The sequence below is a fragment of the Longitalea arenae genome, from assembly GCF_016924755.1.
Classification (GTDB): domain Bacteria; phylum Bacteroidota; class Bacteroidia; order Chitinophagales; family Chitinophagaceae; genus Niastella; species Niastella arenae.
The window spans coordinates 254,512-270,794 of the sequence record NZ_JAFFJX010000001.1 but is presented as its reverse complement, the minus strand read 5'-3'; the positions used below and the strand labels follow the sequence as shown (position 1 = coordinate 270,794).

Genomic DNA, 16,283 nt, shown 5'->3' with positions numbered 1-16,283 from the left:
AATGAATTCGATTACAGCAGTAATCATCACACATAACGAAGCCCGGAATATTCAACGCTGCCTGGCATCACTGCAAACGGTAGCCGACGAAATCATCGTCGTAGATTCTTTTTCAACAGATGATACGGTTGCTATCTGCCGGCAACACGGGGCCATTGTAAAACAACAGGCCTGGCTGGGATTCGGTCCGCAAAAAAATCTCGGCATTCAACTGGCCAGCCACGAATATATCCTTTCCTTAGACGCCGATGAAGCGTTGGATGATGAACTGAAAGCAAGTATACGCACCGCTAAAAACCAGGGCTTGCAGGGCATGTACGATTTTACCCGCCTGAATTATTATTACGGTAAATTTTTACGGCATGGTGTTGAGTATCCCGATTACAAGATCAGGTTATTTCCGAAAAGCAAAGTGCGCTGGAATGATGAGCTGGTACATGAAACCCTGCTGTTATCGCCGGGTCTGTCTCAACACCGGCTAAAAGGCCATTTGCTGCATTATACGTATTTTACCATCCAGGAACATGTTGCCAAGGCAAACAAGTACACCAACCTGGGCGCTGAACTGAATTTCAAAAAAGGAAAAAAGGTAAGCTGGGGCAAGATCATCTTCGGACCACTGGCCACCTTTTTGCAGGCATATATCTTTAAGCGCGGTTTTTTAGATGGCGGACATGGATTTATTGTTGCAGCTTTCCATGCATATGGTGCTTTTATGAAGTATACCAAAATATGGCAGTTGCAGCAGGAAAAGAAATAGCTGAAGCCCATCACCCTTAAACGATCGTAACAGATGAAACCAACACCATCGAGCACATTACTTATTTCCACCTACAACTGGCCGGAGGCATTGGAACAAACCCTGCTAAGCGTTAAACGCCAGGTGCTGTTGCCTGATGAAGTAATTATTGCCGATGATGGTTCAAAGCAACCAACCCGGGAACTAATAAGCAGGTTTCAGGCAGATTTTCCGGTTCCCTTACATCATGTATGGCATCCTGATGAAGGTTTCAAACTAGGCCAGATCCGGAACAAAGCGATTGCCAGCGCAACCCGCGATTACCTCATTCAAATTGACGGCGATCTCATTCTGCATCCATCGTTTGTTAAAGATCATCTAACAGCAGCCCGTCCCGGTCATTTCATTGGCGGCAGCCGCGTCCTGCTCAGCGAAGAATTGTCGAAGCGGATCCTGAAAAGCAAAAACCAACAGATCTCTTTATTCGATAAAGGTGTGCGAAATAAGCTCAATGCCCTGCATGCCCCGGCTATAGCCCATTTTATTGAACTGTTCAAAAAAGAGAAGGGCCTGTATAATTTAAGGGGCTGCAATATGTCCTTCTGGCGCGATGACCTTATCCTGGTGAATGGCTATAATGAAGCCATCACCGGCTGGGGCCGGGAAGATACTGAACTGGTTATTCGGTTATATAACAGGGGTATAAAGCGCGTGTACTTTAAATTGCAGGGAATTGTATACCATCTCTACCACAAAGAGTATGACCGTACCAGTGTTTTGAAGAATGATGCGGTGGTACAGGAAGCTATAGAAACCAATTCGATCTGGTGCAATACAGGCATCGCTCAATATTTGTAATACGCTATAGAACATGCACATGCAGGCCTCCGTCAACTGGCAGCAGTTGCTGGAACAAATACAAGCTGGATCACCAAAAGCCATTTCCCGGTGTTTATCACTGGTTGAAAATGAAGTGCCGGGTTTTGACCGTTTCCTGGCCACATTGCCAATTAATGAACATACACAGATCATTGGCATTACGGGTCCACCGGGGGCAGGCAAAAGCACCCTTACCGACGCCCTCATCGGCGAACTGGTAACAGCCCAAAAAAAGGTAGCCGTCTTATGTGTTGATCCATCCTCCCCTTTCAATATGGGCGCCCTGCTGGGCGACCGCATCCGGATGAGCGAATGGTACAGCCATCCGAATGTGTTTATCCGCTCCCTGGCCACCAGGGGCTCTCTGGGCGGACTGCATCCCAAGATCATCGAGCTGACCGAAGTATTAAAAGCCGCCCCTTTCGATTTTATCGTCATTGAAACCGTTGGCGTAGGGCAAAGTGAAGTTGAAATTGCCGGACTGGCCGATCTTACCGTAGTAGTGCTGGTGCCTGAAGCTGGCGATGAAGTGCAAACCATGAAAGCCGGCCTTATGGAAATTGCCGATATTTTTGTAGTGAATAAAGCCGACAGGCCCGATGCAGATACGTTTTACAGAAACCTGAAATTAATGTTGCAGCCGGCTTTCCATGCGGTAGCAATTGATATTCCGGTCATAAAGACCATAGCCTCGCAAAAACAGGGCGTTCACGAACTGTTTGAAGCTATTGGCACCGGCCTTAAACATGTGCAGGCAACAGAAAAGAAATTCAGGCTGCTGGCTGATAAAGCGTATTATCTCTTACAGAAGCATCGCATGAAAGACATTCGGAAAGAGGATTTGCTGGCGGCTATTCAACAGGAAAATATCACCAATGTTTATTCGTTTATAACCAGGTTCTATTAAAAATCCGTTCGATCAAGTTATGCATATTTTGTATTGCACTTTTGGGAATCGTTTTTCGAATCATTTGCAGGCTGCATTTTCAGCCATGTCGTTCCTGCAACAGCCTAATGAAATAAAGTCGATCAACGTTATCACAGATGCGGCACCGTTCTATAAACACTTATCCGATCATGCGAACATTATTCCGGTTACCCCTGAGAAAATAAAAGAATGGAAAGGACCGCAGGATTTCTTCTGGCGTGTTAAAATAAAAGCCATTCAGCATATAGCCAATATGTATGCAGGCCAACCGGTCATATATTGCGATACAGATACCTTCCTCTACAATAACATCTCTACCCTAAAGGCCGAACTACTGGGCGGAAAAGCGTACATGCATGAAGACGAGGGAGCTTTATCAACCCTTACCGATAAAACCAGCAAAAGGACCTGGCGTGCCCTGAAAGGAAAGACATACGCTAACATAGAAATGAAACCTACCGACCATATGTGGAATGCCGGTGTGGTTGCGAGTCCCAATAACAAGAACGGAAAAGACATTGACCTCGCGCTGCAGATCTGCGATGAAATGTGCGCAGATGGTGTGCCTTTCAGGCTGGTAGAACAATACTCGCTGTCGCTGGCCCTGCATCACACCTATACCCTTGGTGACGCCACTCCCTGGATCGCCCACTACTGGCGGAATAAGGAAGATTGGAATCCCTTCATTCTGGAATGGATAGCCGAACAACAGTTCAAGGGCTATAATTTCGAAGAAATGCTGCACAATTTCTCCCAACTCGATCTCGGCCAGGTGCCGGTGATCATTAAAAGAAAATACACGGCTGTTAAATGGCACCGGGCCGTTGACTGGCTCTTCCCGCCCACGAACCATAAATATGTGAAGCGCAACATGTAGTTTAATGCATCCGCGAGGCTGCAATACCTTCAGGGAAAGAAGTCAGTTCGGTAATAAGAAGTGTGCTTATTGATTATTTCTCCACCACCGGTAACCAATATAACCCATGATCAACAGTGGAGTGAGGCCCAGGTAGATAATGCCGGCATTGAGGGCCTTGGCAGGCTTTTCGCCCAGTTGCTGGGCGGTTTTGGTGCAAATAGAGCACTGCGCCTGCAGATCGGCGGGCAGTATACTTAACAGTATGAAAAACAGGAATAATATCAGGCATCCTCTTGTCATGGCATTTCAATTACCATGCAAAAATACGACGAAAATGAATTCCGCCACCCACTTATCAACACCCGGCGACGTACGCCAATAATACCAGGGCAGTGCTGGCAGCTTCTATAAGCCATGCTGCCAGTCCGGGAATTCATTCAGTTTGTTTAACCATCTGAATGAACTGTTACCAGATCCCTTAAACAATCAGGCAGTCGCTATTGTCGGCTGGGGTTGTCAGCAAAAGCTTTCTCCCAGCTATCGATGTATACTACAGCGGTGGAGGAAGCGCGGTCGTGCCATTTGGCGCCAAACAAGAAGGAAAGGCTATCGAAAGGAATCAGGCGGGCCAGCGTTCGCAGGAAGATCCTGCCGGTCGATAAGCTTACCCCGTCACTGACAACTGCTGACCCGGTGGCCATTTTTCCCAAAGTTTGCCGAAAGATAGCTTCCGAGATAAAACAATAGGCTAAATAACTTGTGAACATCATGATCTGCATCGCCAGTTCCACGTAATGAACGGCATATTCATTTTGCCAAAACACACGTGCAAACAATATATTCTGGAGCATGAACAACCAGAAAGGCGCCAGAAACAACATGTCTAACAGGTAATGAGCAAAGCGATGTCCGGCTGAGGTAAATGTTACATAATCGTACTCCTGTAAATTCACCTTTTCAACCCGCTTTTCCGGTTTATATATGATCAGCAATACAGCCAGGGCTATCTCTGCCAGATTGCGAAAATAAAAGAGTAAGATCTGGCCGATGCCGCTCATGCGTGCCGAAAAGATCACTGTTCGTAACACAGTCACAGGAAATATCATGATCACCTTCATAACAAATAGAAATCTGAGTATGGCATACGCGCGATCTTTCGCAGCTGCATCAATGTTACTTAATGATCTGATAGCCAAAACCAGCACAAAACAATTTAACAATAAGGCGGTCATTACGCCTGCCAGGTTCAATACACTGGATGCATCCGTTAAATGAATGTCGCCGCTTATTAAGTGACTGTAATATTTGAACTTTAAAGTTTCCTGAAGGACTATAATTCCAAGTACACACCAGGCGATCTTTTTCTTTTGTTTATTCATAGCATAATGGATTAACGCTTGTATAAATAGCTGCCTTTTTAAGCAATTCGGTTGATTGAATTTATTGTGATGTCACCTACTGGCTGCTGCTGTCTCCGGCAATTCAGCAAAAGCTTTTTCCCAGCTGTCGATATATACCACGGCGGTGGAGGAAGCCCGGTCATGCCAGTTGGCCCCGAACAGGAATGAAATACTATTGAAGGGGATCAGGCGGGCCAGCGTGCGCAGGAAAATGCGCCCGGGCGTTAATGGCGCACCGTCGCTCACCACACATGAGCTCGTGATCATTTTTCCAAAGGTTTGCCCGAAAACGACTTCCGAGAAAAAACAATACAAAAGATAACTCCCACCGTAAAGCAGTTGTATCAGCCAGGCATCCTCGTGCGCTGAATACATCCATTGCAACACCGACAGTGTTATAGGAAGTAAAAACAGAGCATCGAGTATATAGTGTAAAAACCGGTGACCGGTAGTAGTGAATGCCACCATATCGTACTCCTGCAAATTCACCTGTGTTACCTGTTTTTCAGGTTTGTTATTGATCAGTAACACCAACAGCATGATGCCCCAAAGATCAACGAACACGGTTATAAAGGTGTGCCAGTTGGCGGTGTACAGATATTTGGCATAGGTGATCCGCGAATAGATCACCAACGGATAATTCGCTACGGCTCCTGCCACATATATATACCGGAAAAGCGCATATGTGCGATCACGTAATTTCAGATCTGTGCTGGCCAGGGCCATTATTCCCAGGATGAAAATAGCCAGTTCTATCAAAGCACCCAGGGCTGTCCTGGTTAAATTGAAGATGGTAGCGTAATCGCCGGAAACATCATTCTTTAACAGCAGTTTGATGTAAGGGATTGTTTGTATGAAGGAGATCACTAGAAAGGCCAGGGTAAGCCATATAGTTACGAGGGTAGACCTTTTCATAAGATGAACGGTTCGGTGGCCTACAAAATAGCAATTTTATTTTCTGTATCAAATAAAAAAGGGACCACCGGCGGGTGATCCCTGATATAAGTCTTAAAAAGTCAATTATGCTTCTGCCTTCATTGACTTAGCCTGTTTCTTTCTTTCCTCTTCATTGAGTATGGTCTTACGCATACGAATGAAGTTCGGCGTAACCTCAATACACTCATCGTGTTGAATGTATTCCATACATTCTTCGAGGGTGAGCTGGATCTTCGGCGCAATGTTGGTGGCTGCATCGCTACCACTGGCGCGCATGTTGGTGAGCTTTTTTCCTTCGGTAATTTGAACTACCAGGTCGCCTGGTTTAATATGCTCCCCAATGATCTGACCGGCATAGATCTCTTCACCTGGATCGATAAAGAATGAACCTCTGTCCTGCAGTTTATCGAGAGAATAACCGGTGGCCGTTCCGTTTTCTTTTGCCAGTAATACACCGTTGTTGCGGCCGGGGATCACACCTTTCCAGGGTTTGTATTCGCTGAAGCGGTGCGCCATTACGGCTTCACCTTGTGTATTGGTAAGCATTTGCGTACGTAAACCGATCAAACCACGTGAAGGGATCTCGAACTCCAGGTGTTGCATTTCACCCTTGGTTTCCATCACCAGCATTTCGCCCTTACGTCGGGTTACCAGGTCAATTACTTTTGAAGCAAATTCCTGCGGTACATCCACTACCAGTATTTCGTACGGCTCGCTTTTCTTTCCATTGATCTCTTTCACAATTACCTGGGGCTGACCCACAGTTAACTCGTATCCTTCCCGGCGCATGGTCTCGATCAATACGCCCAGGTGCAGGATACCACGGCCGTATACCACGAAGGCATCGCCGCCATCACTATCTACCACTCTTAATGCCAGGTTCTTTTCTGTTTCTTTCATCAGGCGGTCGCGCAGGTGACGGCTGGTAACGAACTTTCCATCTTTACCATAGAAAGGTGAGTTGTTGATGGAAAACAACATGTTCATGGTAGGCTCATCAACACTGATAACCGGTAATGCTTCAGGATTTTCGAAGTCAGCAATGGTATCGCCAATATTGAATCCTTCAATACCAACTACGGCGCACAGGTCGCCGGCCACTACTTCAGTTACTTTTTTCTTGCCCATGCCTTCAAACACATACAGTTCTTTTACACGGGTCTTTTTTATGCTGCCATCACCCTGTACCAGGGAAATGGGCTGACCTTCTTTTATAACGCCGCGCGATACTCTGCCCACCGCAATACGGCCAAGGAAAGAGGAGTAATCAAGAGAAGTGATCTGCATTTGCAGGGTGCCTTCGCTTACTTTTGGGGGTGGTACATGTTTCAAAATACCATCCAGCAAAGGGTTGATATTATCGCATGGTGTTAATGAATCGTTGAACCAGCCGTTTCTGCCGCTACCGTAATAGGTAGGGAAATCAAGCTGTTCCTCGGTAGCATCGAGGTTGAAAAATAATTCGAATACGGCATCATGCACTTCATCGGGACGGCAGTTTGGCTTATCCACTTTATTGATGATCACAATGGGCCGCAAATTCAGTTGCAACGCTTTTTGTAATACAAAGCGGGTTTGCGGCATAGGCCCTTCAAAGGCATCTACCAGCAAACACACACCATCGGCCATTTTCAGTACACGTTCTACTTCACCACCAAAGTCGGCGTGGCCAGGGGTATCGATCACATTAATTTTTACGTCTTTGTATGTTACCGCTGCGTTCTTGCTGAAGATGGTGATACCTCTTTCTCTTTCCAGATCATTACTGTCCATGATCAGATCACCAGTTTCCTGGTTGTCACGAAACACTTTGGTAGCGTGTAAGATCTTGTCTACCAGGGTAGTTTTTCCGTGGTCTACGTGGGCAATAATGGCGATGTTTCTGATATTCATAAATTCCTTTTTCCTGAACGGAATTGCTTTTTTAAATTCTTAATAATGAATGCCTTAAAATGCTTTATAAATAGCAATGGCAAACGAGGCGCAAAGGTACGCTAAATCACCGGGCGGGGCAAGCAAAAGGAGAAACTTTATGTATAATTAATTAACGTTTATAAAGGTTTATATGGGCTCAATAACACCTATAAACCCTGAGAAAAGAACCTCTTAGATCATCGCGCCCAGCTAACCAGGTAGCAGTCACCTGATTATGCCCTGGCAATGCCGCCAATAACCGGTGCACGGCCTCATATGTAAAAAGTAATCCATATAAAAACCGGCCAGCTTACAAGTTAGAAAGTCAGATTGCGGCCGGCGCAGGGGCTTGCCCTTAATAACCACTGAGCCAAACCTATACGCTGACGGCTGTTGGTTTAAAAGAACCTGCGAATGATACTTAGGATAACCGTTATCAGAACACTAAACAGGATCATGGTGGTGATGGGAAAATAAATGCGGAAATTCTCTTTTTCAATACGGATATCGCCCGGCAGGTGGCCGATCCAATGCAGTTTGTCGTGAAAGAAATAGATGATACACCCTATTACCACCACGGCGCCCCCAATAAGCATGATATACTTGCCGGTATCCGAATTCATAAAAAACCCATTTAATTACTACCAATGCTTTTACAGGAAATAAAAAGCTGTTAATTTCAACACCAAATTTACGGTATGCGTAAAATAAAATGGGCCCTGCTTATTCCGGCGATCCTGATCATTGTCTACCTGCTGGGGCCAAACCCTTCAACCCCCGTTTATTCCAACGTTATGCCGGCCGTTCCGGCTGAACCTGCAGCCCTGGTGAATTATATTCAGCAGCAGGAAGCGGCCCACAAAATAAAACCCGATAATGAGGCCCGGGTTGTATGGGCAAATGATTCCCTGAAAAATAAGACGGAGTATGCCCTGGTATACCTGCACGGCTTTACCGCCTCCCAGGGCGAAGGCGACCCGGTTCACCGCGACCTGGCCAAAAAATTCGGTTGCAACTTGTATTTATCCCGGCTGGCTGAGCATGGCATAGATACCACCGAACCCATGGTGAATTTAACCGCCGATAATTACTGGGAAACGGCCAAACAGGCTTATGCTATTGGTAAACAACTGGGCAATAAAGTCATCCTCGTTGGTACTTCCACCGGCGGCACCCTGGCCCTGAAGCTGGCGGCAGAATACCCCGAAGTACATGCGTTAATTCTGATGTCGCCCAATATTGCCATCAACGATCCTACCGCCTGGATCTTGAATAATCCATGGGGTTTACAAATAGCCAGACTGGTAACCGGTTCAAAATACCTCGATTCAGAAGATAAACGGGAAGCGTATCGTAAATACTGGACCTATCATTATCGTATTGAAGCGGCAGTTAACCTGGAAGAACTGCTGGAAACAAGCATGCATAAAAAAACATTTGAACGGGTGAAACAGCCTACGCTTACCTTGTATTACTATAAAGACCAGGTGCACCAGGATAGCACCGTGAAAGTAAGCGCTATTAAAGAAATGTTTGCCCAGCTGGGTACGCCGGCCGATAAAAAACGGGAAGTGGCCATGCCTAATACCGGTGACCACGTTATTGGTTCTTCTATCAGGTCGAATGATATCGCCGGTGTTAAAAGAGAAACAGAACGCTTTATGACAGAAGTGCTGGGCATACAGCCACTATAAACAATGTGCTGATGGGCTCAATGCTTTGATCCTGCATGTCTTTCTTCCTATACTCACCCTTTACTATATCAAAATGGCTGGCCACCAATTAGTGACCAGCCATTTTTTTTGTTTCGCTTTATTACTGTTTACCATCTGTTGTCTCTTCGATTGTTATTTCTGTCGTTCCTGTCATAACGATCATTCCGGTCGTATCTCTCGGTTGCAGATGATCTAACTACCACCTTACCGTTCCGGTTGATATCCAGATTGATCAATTGTGCAGGTGAAACCATCATGGTGCTGTTGTACATTACTTCTGTCCTTTTTCTGAAGCCTATGCTTTCGGTCTTGTAAATAGTGATGCTGTGATTACCTGGGCGAATATTATCCATAACAAAGGTATTATCCAGGTTGTACAGGGTACCATCGATCTTGATCTGCATCTTCATTGCACGATAGTTATTAGAGACCGCTATTTTAGAAGTTTTAGGACCAGGAGCAGCAAAAGTGGTAATACTGAACAATACAGCGATAAGTGTAAAGATCTTTTTCATATACTGTTTCCTCCATTGTTTTATACAGTAATAGATGGCTTTCTATGCAGGTTGTTTACTAAGGGACTGTTAAAGGGAAAACATATTAATGAACACTGCCATGGTTTTAATCCGTGACACGGTTGAACAATAAGGCAAAAAAAAAATGGCCCCTGTAGTGGGGCCATTATCACGTGGTATAGAGTTTAGCGTTTGTATCTGCCATCCCGGTCGTAGTCACGGCCATAATCGCGGTCCCGCCCATAGTCCCTGTCGCGTCCATAATCTCTGTCACGACGGTCATTCCGGTCGAAGCGGGTATCAACAAATACCCTTTCATTGCGATTGATGTTAATGGTCAGCATTTCCCAGGGTTTAACCATCATAACATTGCTGTAAACCCTTTGTGGACGTCTCCTGAACATTCCGTAATTATCTACTTTGTACACTTCAATGCGGTGACGGCCCGAACGGATATTATCCATCACAAAACCATTCTGATTGATGTTATACTGTTTACCATCGATAAATACCTGGATGAACTGGTTGCTATTACTGCGAATAGTCATTTTACTATCATTGGGGTAAGGATCGGCGGCAAAAGCTGTTACAGTGAACAGGATAGCGGCAAGCGTAAAGATCTTTTTCATATACTGTTTCCTCCATTTGTTTTATACAGTAATAGATGGATAACAGCTTCCGTCGTTTACAAACGGTATGTTAAAGACTAACGATCGTTTTTGTTCTCTGTATTGACAACTTATTGGCAGTAATAAGGTTTGTTTTATTTGCTCCTGTCGAACTCTTCCAGGACCTGCATTTCGCCCTGGCAGAGTTTCACTTTCATCCACTTCTTTTCATCCTGCAGGTTCACGATATATGCGATGGGATACTCGGGTACCTGTATTTCCTGTATAACATGAATCTTATAGTCGTAGTAAACACTTTTTACCTGGCCGCGTATATTGCGCGGCATCCGGTTCTCTTCATAATACTTCATCGTAAAACTAAGGTCACCGCGGCTGTTGTATACAACGCGGTGTTGCACACTGTCGCGGATGAACACCGCTACATAGCTGTCTTTGTTGCTATGCCATACAGCATCATGCACATCGCCATAACGGCTTACAAAATCACGCATAGCCTTTACGTTGATGTCATTCAAATAATGGTTTGGCGCTTTGGCCGGTGATTTTGACGAACTAATTTTAGCGGCAACCAGTGCCTGGCCCGTATCCTGTGAGTAGGCGAAGCCCGATAATACCACGAAGGAAATACTTGTGGCGATCATTAATTTTTTCATTGCTATACTTTTACATGGGTTAAACAATCCCTCGCAATTTATTTGCTTACAGAGGGATTTATATTAAAATGGTATTGCTGCCCTTCACATGATAAGCTTCGTTCCTACGCTTGACTAGTTCAATAAAATTTTTACAGGTCCCTTTTGCGCCTGATCCGCTCCTGTACAGCATTTGCAAAATGTTTCACCAGGTTACTTATTTACGGTTAAGGTTATGTTAATTGGGAGTTATGGAAAACCATGTGTATACGTAAACTTCATCATGTATACCCAACGCTTTTCAATTCCGGTGCATAAACGCTTACTGATTAATTATATTGGAGAGAGCATAAATTTTACTGGCTGAACAGGCACCCATAAAAGCCCGCCGGCCTCAAACCTGCGTTACATCAAGGATTCTTCCCGCCTCGTCAAACAAATACTGTACAGCCGGCTACATTGATTTGCTTTGTTACAGGAATTACGTCACCCATTTTCTTAACCTAAAACTGTCATTTATGCAACGCAGCTTAATTAAAACCGCATACACAGCGGTCTTTACAGTTACAATTCTCCTTTTACAGGCATTCACGGCAAAAGCAGGCGGCGAAGGCTTCCAGATCTATCTGAATAATAAATTGATCCTGGAGCAATCGGGCCGCCAGTTCACTTTACAAAATCTTCCATTAGACAAAGCAAACATGAACGATGAGCTGGTGATCTATTATTACAGCTGTGCCGACAAAGGCAAGGCCAGATCTATTGCTATTAAGGATGATAAAGGAAACATTATCAAAGAGTGGAAATTCGGCGATGCCAACGGTCCGCGCGCAGGCATGAAGATACCAGTAAAGGAATTATTACAGTTTGAAAAAAGCTATGCGAATAGCAGTATCAGTTTGGTCTATATTTCTCAACAACAGCCCAATGGCCGGCCGCTGTCTGCCCTGCTGTTTACCAGCAAAAGCACTACCTGGCGCCATCAACAGGAATCATGGCCCGTTTGGCAGCTGGCATTCGTAAGATAAAACGATAAATGAATGCATGTTTTAAAATGCCACAAGCTGCAAGCGACAGGCCACACCGCATACGTTTTATGTATATGAACCGGAAGCCTGTTGCCTGCAGCTTGCAGCTACATGCTGATCTTTATAACCCTCTACCTGTTCTGACAACTGATCTTAAAGCGTCTTTCTGTACTCCTGCGTTACTTCCATTTCGCCATCACTGACCTGTACATGCTTGAAGCTATGGTCATCTTCAAGATGAACGATGTACGCAACAGGCTTTAGCGGCTGATGGACTTCTTCAACCAGGGTGATCGAATAATCGTAATACTGCCTTTTTACGACATCCCTTACATCGCGCGGCAGGTTATTTTCTCCATACTGCTTGATCGTGTAAACATAAACGCCCCGCTGATTGTACACTGTTCGGCAATGGCTGTTCTTTTTGTCCATGTACTTCACTACAAAGCCGGTTTCAACTTCCGTCCAATCGGCCTCTTTAGCCGATTGGTCTCTTTTCAAAAAATCACGCATTACCCTAATAGGTACCCTGTTCATGTTACGTGAATTCATGGTCAAAGAGTTCATATTATCCGTTAATATGGGACGGCTGGCCTGTTGCGCAGCTGCGGGCCCGGCCATTCCTACGAACACCAGGCAGCTTGTTATCAGTAACTTTTTCATGGCTGTACTTTTTTATTTAGAATGGAACTTCTGAAGGCAAAGCAACTTAATTATTGCCCAGCCATCTTTTTAAATTAGATGAACCCAACGGCTTTTCGGCAATCGGATAAAAAATGGCAACTATGGCGTTCGGCTGGTAAAATGGTTGTTTGTCGAAATTGGTGTATATCAGGAAAAGAAAGAAGGCCTGTCGCCTGAGATAATAAAAACATAAAACGGAAAGGGACCGGTTTGCATACACAAAAACCTGTCATGACCACCGGGGCTATTATCTTTGCCTTTTGTAACCTTGTAACATGCAGCGAAAGATCATATATCTCATAAATCCTATTTCCGGTACCAAAGGAAAATCTTCTTTGAAAGAGTTGATTGCCCGTGAGACCCAAAAACGCCAGATCCCCTTTGAAATATTACCCACCGCCGCCGATGGTAATTATGACCTTGTAAAAGAAAAAATCTTAGCAGAACAGGTAACAGATGTGGTGATCTGCGGCGGGGATGGAACCGTGAACCAGGTGGTAAATGCCCTGGCTGCAACCGCTGTACAGTTCGGTATCATACCTATGGGTTCAGGTAATGGACTGGCACTGGCAGCCGGCATTCCCAAAGCCAGCGCGAAAGCCCTGGAAGTTGTTTTTACCGGCAAAGCCATTTTGACGGACGGTTTTATGGTAAATGACGATTTCGCCTGTATGCTGTGCGGACTGGGTTTTGATGCCCAGGTGGCGCATGAATTTGCCGATCAGCCCAAACGCGGTTTAGGCACTTATGCCTCGCTTACCACGCGTCATTTTTTTAGCGCCAGGCCATACCCCTTCCGCATCATTGCCAATAAGCTCGAATTCACTACCGAGGCTTATTTCCTGAGCGTTGCCAACAGCAACCAGTTCGGCAATAATTTCACTATTGCCCCGCAAGCCATCCTAAGCGATGGATTACTGGACGTGGTGATCGTAAAAAAGATCGCCAAACCATTACTGCTTTTAACGGTACTGCGGCAGGTGCTGGCCGGCAGGATCAAACGCATCGAAAACTCGATGAATTCGCCTGTCATTTATTTTCAAACGGATGAATTGTTTATCAGCAACCCTGCAGAAGCGCCTATTCATATCGATGGCGAGCCCTGGGTTTGTCAACGGCAATTACACATCAGGGTATTACCACAATTTTTTAAGCTGATACACGCGGCTAACGTATCGTAAGAGCATGTGAACTGCTTATCAACTGTTTAAAGAAGGCAAATGTTCGTTGGTTGCCCGAGCTGCCAAGTGCATTCGCAATATCCTTCTTTTCACTTTTCGTCAAATGAAAATTCAAGGCAGCCCGTGCATCCTGCTTTTCGGGAATGTATTGAAAGCAAACATTGTAAAAGTAATTGCCCATCATCGAATGAGCCAGTCCCATGAGGTCATTCTGGTTATATTCCTGCATTTTATACCAGTTGTATTCCAGCAGCAACATGGGCTTGGTGGCGAGTTCGGTAATATTGGTTGATTCATACGGATGTTCCCAGCCGCCCGTCTTCCGGTCGCGGATAGTGATCAACACCACTCCGGCCGTGTTCGCCCGGATCCATTGCTGAAACACCTGGATGAACCGAAGCGCCGTTTCCTGGCCATAATTATCGCGGATCCCTGCATCCATTACATCTATCACCGGGTCGCTGGGCAGCCATACATTGGGTAATACGTAAGGAAAAGTAGCATTCATTCGCAGGGCAGTAAGCATCCGCAGGTTCAGCGGGTCCTGTTTGGCGAAAAGGGCCTGGTAGTCTACTGCATCGGGCTCGGCTTCCATCACGTGGATGCTATCATATGCCGGCCGCATTAAAAAGCTCATGGGTTGAGTGCTCACAATCATCTTACGGCCATCACGCGTTACTACAGAATTGAACAACATCAGGGGTATGCGCGCATTTCTTTCATCGTCGTACCAGTCTTTCAGTTGCTTGTTCAGCATGCCGCGCGTATTGGCATTCAGCTTCTGCTCAAATGCATACCCGCGGTCTTTGATATATTCATACGGACCAACCTTGAACCGCTGTGCCGGCGCCGCCAGATCGCGGGCCACAAACGAAGTAAATAACGGATTCAGCAGGTCATTTGAAATATCGTTGAGGTATTGTTTATTCTGCAGATTAATGGGTTGCCCTGCTGCCCGGGCCCTGCTTAGTTCCCGGAAATAGGAAGCGCCCAGCATACCCCCCGAAGCACCGGTAATGAGCACCGTTTTATTCATCAATTCGCCATTGGTTAAACTATCGAGGTGCTGCAGCACATTCATCGTAAACGTAGCGCTGCGGTTACCACCGCCACTGGTTGTGATCACAAACATCAATGGCTTTGCTTCGGTTTGTTTCTTTTTCCAATTCTCCAGGATGGAGATCATTTGCTTTTTATCGTGCTGCATGCGCTCAGGCGAACACAACGACAGCAATGTTTCGGCTGTATATAATGGGCGTTGCTCTTTGTTCTTATAATTTAATCCATACGCCTTATTGCTGGGATCAATTATTTCGTAGCGGTATAAGAGGTTTGTTATGAGGAATAATACGATCAGAAAAGGAATGCTCCAGCTTTGCAGGAAATACGAAAAAGCGCCTGAAACGGCGATCAATATGGCGAAAAACAAGGTAATGCCTGCAGCGGCGGGCAGCTGGAACAAGGGGTTATCTAACCAAAATCCCAGGAGAATTAGCCCAATAAAGGCAAGAAAAATGGAAACCACCGCAGCAAAGTGATGGCGGCTAAAGATCGTTTCTATAAACTCCCGGCTGTAATGTGATACGTCACGCACTTTTTTGAGTTTGAACAGGGCACTCAGGTACCATTCCACTTTTATCAGCCGGCTGTGATTGAGCCTTGTTTCGTCTTTTTTAAACTGCGCCTTGAATAATTGCGGATTACTGATCACCGGTGTAAGGCGGCGGATGATATTTTTATCGGCCCTGAAAAAATAGAACAGGGAAACTACCACGATCACGATCAATCCGATCACAAAGCCCACTACCAGCAGGGCGATTTCGCCAAAGGACATCAACTCTTTATAACGCTCAAATACCACTGCCTTTATGAAATAAAAGATGAGAAAAACCAGTGGTATGACCCCATTATTGATGCAGTACTTCAAAAAAGGATTTGAGGTGGTGGCTAAAAACCGGAAATGACGGCTGAATAAGATAAAAGTGGTAATGTTCCAGCTCATTATAAATACGCCAATGGCCATACCCACAAAAAGGGCAGCCACCATACTTACATTACCCAGGTATTCGGGGGCCAGGTACAGGGAATCGGCGCCGAAGGCCTTCATAAAAGTGCCGTTCACCGTACTGAACAATACGAACCAGAAGATCAGCAGCACCTGAAATTTCTTGAAGTGCAGCATAACCAACTGAACTGGAAAAGAATGATATAATCCTTTCAAAAAAAGTTTCATACAGACCCGGG

The 16,283-nt window shown here is 45.4% G+C and carries 17 protein-coding genes; 7 read left to right on the top strand and 10 right to left on the bottom strand.

The features are described 5' to 3' along the window. Position 1: 1 nt before the first annotated feature. Genes JT717_RS01205 through JT717_RS01190 form a run of 4 tightly spaced genes read left to right on the top strand, consistent with a single transcriptional unit; the run spans position 2 to position 3,423 of the window. The gene (locus JT717_RS01205; RefSeq protein ID WP_205508328.1) at positions 2-760 is read left to right on the top strand and encodes a glycosyltransferase family 2 protein; all 759 of its coding nucleotides are present in this window, start codon (positions 2-4) and stop codon (positions 758-760) included. Between the two features lie 33 nt (positions 761-793). Continuing rightward, entirely contained in the window at positions 794-1,597 is an 804-nt protein-coding gene (locus tag JT717_RS01200) for a glycosyltransferase family 2 protein (protein ID WP_205508327.1), read from the top strand. A gap of 19 nt (positions 1,598-1,616) precedes the next feature. Beyond that, the gene (gene meaB / locus JT717_RS01195) at positions 1,617-2,525 is read left to right on the top strand and encodes a methylmalonyl Co-A mutase-associated GTPase MeaB (protein WP_205508326.1); all 909 of its coding nucleotides are present in this window, start codon (positions 1,617-1,619) and stop codon (positions 2,523-2,525) included. A gap of 19 nt (positions 2,526-2,544) precedes the next feature. Beyond that, positions 2,545-3,423, top strand: coding sequence for a hypothetical protein (locus JT717_RS01190; RefSeq protein WP_205508325.1), 879 nt, complete (start codon positions 2,545-2,547; stop codon positions 3,421-3,423). A gap of 66 nt (positions 3,424-3,489) precedes the next feature. On the opposite strand, the gene JT717_RS01185 is transcribed toward JT717_RS01190, so the two are convergent. The 5 genes from JT717_RS01185 to JT717_RS01165 all read right to left on the bottom strand — a co-directional run bounded on the left by JT717_RS01185 (position 3,490) and on the right by JT717_RS01165 (position 8,278). After that, positions 3,490-3,705, bottom strand: coding sequence for a hypothetical protein (locus JT717_RS01185; RefSeq protein ID WP_205508323.1), 216 nt, complete (start codon positions 3,703-3,705; stop codon positions 3,490-3,492). A 197-nt stretch (positions 3,706-3,902) separates the two neighbouring features. Continuing rightward, positions 3,903-4,784 (bottom strand): RDD family protein, encoded by an 882-nt coding sequence (locus JT717_RS01180; protein WP_205508321.1) that lies wholly within the window; start codon positions 4,782-4,784, stop codon positions 3,903-3,905. A 72-nt stretch (positions 4,785-4,856) separates the two neighbouring features. Next, positions 4,857-5,720 (bottom strand): RDD family protein, encoded by an 864-nt coding sequence (locus JT717_RS01175; RefSeq protein ID WP_205508319.1) that lies wholly within the window; start codon positions 5,718-5,720, stop codon positions 4,857-4,859. A gap of 105 nt (positions 5,721-5,825) precedes the next feature. Next, positions 5,826-7,634: a translational GTPase TypA gene (gene typA / locus JT717_RS01170; protein WP_205508317.1), complete on the bottom strand. Its 1,809-nt coding sequence runs from the start codon at positions 7,632-7,634 to the stop codon at positions 5,826-5,828. Positions 7,635-8,053: 419 nt separating this feature from the next. Continuing rightward, the gene (locus JT717_RS01165) at positions 8,054-8,278 is read right to left on the bottom strand and encodes a DUF2905 domain-containing protein (protein WP_205508315.1); all 225 of its coding nucleotides are present in this window, start codon (positions 8,276-8,278) and stop codon (positions 8,054-8,056) included. 75 nt (positions 8,279-8,353) lie between these two features. Here JT717_RS01165 and JT717_RS01160 point away from each other — a divergent pair, with 75 nt between their 5' ends. Next, positions 8,354-9,349, top strand: a complete 996-nt coding sequence (locus JT717_RS01160) for an alpha/beta hydrolase (protein ID WP_205508313.1) — start codon at positions 8,354-8,356, stop codon at positions 9,347-9,349. A 128-nt stretch (positions 9,350-9,477) separates the two neighbouring features. On the opposite strand, the gene JT717_RS01155 is transcribed toward JT717_RS01160, so the two are convergent. The 3 genes from JT717_RS01155 to JT717_RS01145 form a co-directional block, all read right to left on the bottom strand. After that, positions 9,478-9,885, bottom strand: a complete 408-nt coding sequence (locus tag JT717_RS01155; RefSeq protein ID WP_205508311.1) for a DUF8447 domain-containing protein — start codon at positions 9,883-9,885, stop codon at positions 9,478-9,480. Between the two features lie 185 nt (positions 9,886-10,070). After that, positions 10,071-10,514, bottom strand: a complete 444-nt coding sequence (locus JT717_RS01150) for a DUF8447 domain-containing protein (RefSeq protein ID WP_205508310.1) — start codon at positions 10,512-10,514, stop codon at positions 10,071-10,073. 134 nt (positions 10,515-10,648) lie between these two features. After that, on the bottom strand, positions 10,649-11,167 hold the full coding sequence (locus JT717_RS01145) for a hypothetical protein (RefSeq protein ID WP_205508309.1): 519 nt from the start codon (positions 11,165-11,167) through the stop codon (positions 10,649-10,651). Between the two features lie 497 nt (positions 11,168-11,664). Here JT717_RS01145 and JT717_RS01140 point away from each other — a divergent pair, with 497 nt between their 5' ends. Further along, on the top strand, positions 11,665-12,174 hold the full coding sequence (locus tag JT717_RS01140; RefSeq protein WP_205508308.1) for a hypothetical protein: 510 nt from the start codon (positions 11,665-11,667) through the stop codon (positions 12,172-12,174). Positions 12,175-12,327: 153 nt separating this feature from the next. On the opposite strand, the gene JT717_RS01135 is transcribed toward JT717_RS01140, so the two are convergent. Further along, on the bottom strand, positions 12,328-12,837 hold the full coding sequence (locus JT717_RS01135) for a hypothetical protein (protein WP_205508307.1): 510 nt from the start codon (positions 12,835-12,837) through the stop codon (positions 12,328-12,330). Between the two features lie 296 nt (positions 12,838-13,133). Here JT717_RS01135 and JT717_RS01130 point away from each other — a divergent pair, with 296 nt between their 5' ends. Next, a complete protein-coding gene (locus tag JT717_RS01130; RefSeq protein WP_205508306.1) occupies positions 13,134-14,039 on the top strand; it encodes a diacylglycerol/lipid kinase family protein in 906 nt (301 codons plus the stop codon). Here the strand turns inward: JT717_RS01130 and JT717_RS01125 are convergent. Further along, positions 14,026-16,272, bottom strand: a complete 2,247-nt coding sequence (locus JT717_RS01125; protein ID WP_205508305.1) for a patatin-like phospholipase family protein — start codon at positions 16,270-16,272, stop codon at positions 14,026-14,028. The genes JT717_RS01130 and JT717_RS01125 overlap by 14 nt on opposite strands. Between the last annotated feature and the right edge of the window lie 11 nt (positions 16,273-16,283).

Excerpts from the sequence above, each read along its gene's own strand:
- JT717_RS01205 (WP_205508328.1), top strand. The coding sequence starts at position 2 with ATGAATTCGATTACAGCAGTAATCATCACACATAACGAAGCCCGGAAT.
- JT717_RS01200 (WP_205508327.1), top strand. The coding sequence starts at position 794 with ATGAAACCAACACCATCGAGCACATTACTTATTTCCACCTACAACTGG.
- meaB (WP_205508326.1), top strand. The coding sequence starts at position 1,617 with ATGCAGGCCTCCGTCAACTGGCAGCAGTTGCTGGAACAAATACAAGCT.
- JT717_RS01190 (WP_205508325.1), top strand. The coding sequence starts at position 2,545 with ATGCATATTTTGTATTGCACTTTTGGGAATCGTTTTTCGAATCATTTG.
- JT717_RS01185 (WP_205508323.1), bottom strand. The coding sequence starts at position 3,705 with ATGACAAGAGGATGCCTGATATTATTCCTGTTTTTCATACTGTTAAGT.
- JT717_RS01180 (WP_205508321.1), bottom strand. The coding sequence starts at position 4,784 with ATGAATAAACAAAAGAAAAAGATCGCCTGGTGTGTACTTGGAATTATA.
- JT717_RS01175 (WP_205508319.1), bottom strand. The coding sequence starts at position 5,720 with ATGAAAAGGTCTACCCTCGTAACTATATGGCTTACCCTGGCCTTTCTA.
- typA (WP_205508317.1), bottom strand. The coding sequence starts at position 7,634 with ATGAATATCAGAAACATCGCCATTATTGCCCACGTAGACCACGGAAAA.
- JT717_RS01165 (WP_205508315.1), bottom strand. The coding sequence starts at position 8,278 with ATGAATTCGGATACCGGCAAGTATATCATGCTTATTGGGGGCGCCGTG.
- JT717_RS01160 (WP_205508313.1), top strand. The coding sequence starts at position 8,354 with ATGCGTAAAATAAAATGGGCCCTGCTTATTCCGGCGATCCTGATCATT.
- JT717_RS01155 (WP_205508311.1), bottom strand. The coding sequence starts at position 9,885 with ATGAAAAAGATCTTTACACTTATCGCTGTATTGTTCAGTATTACCACT.
- JT717_RS01150 (WP_205508310.1), bottom strand. The coding sequence starts at position 10,514 with ATGAAAAAGATCTTTACGCTTGCCGCTATCCTGTTCACTGTAACAGCT.
- JT717_RS01145 (WP_205508309.1), bottom strand. The coding sequence starts at position 11,167 with ATGAAAAAATTAATGATCGCCACAAGTATTTCCTTCGTGGTATTATCG.
- JT717_RS01140 (WP_205508308.1), top strand. The coding sequence starts at position 11,665 with ATGCAACGCAGCTTAATTAAAACCGCATACACAGCGGTCTTTACAGTT.
- JT717_RS01135 (WP_205508307.1), bottom strand. The coding sequence starts at position 12,837 with ATGAAAAAGTTACTGATAACAAGCTGCCTGGTGTTCGTAGGAATGGCC.
- JT717_RS01130 (WP_205508306.1), top strand. The coding sequence starts at position 13,134 with ATGCAGCGAAAGATCATATATCTCATAAATCCTATTTCCGGTACCAAA.
- JT717_RS01125 (WP_205508305.1), bottom strand. The coding sequence starts at position 16,272 with ATGAAACTTTTTTTGAAAGGATTATATCATTCTTTTCCAGTTCAGTTG.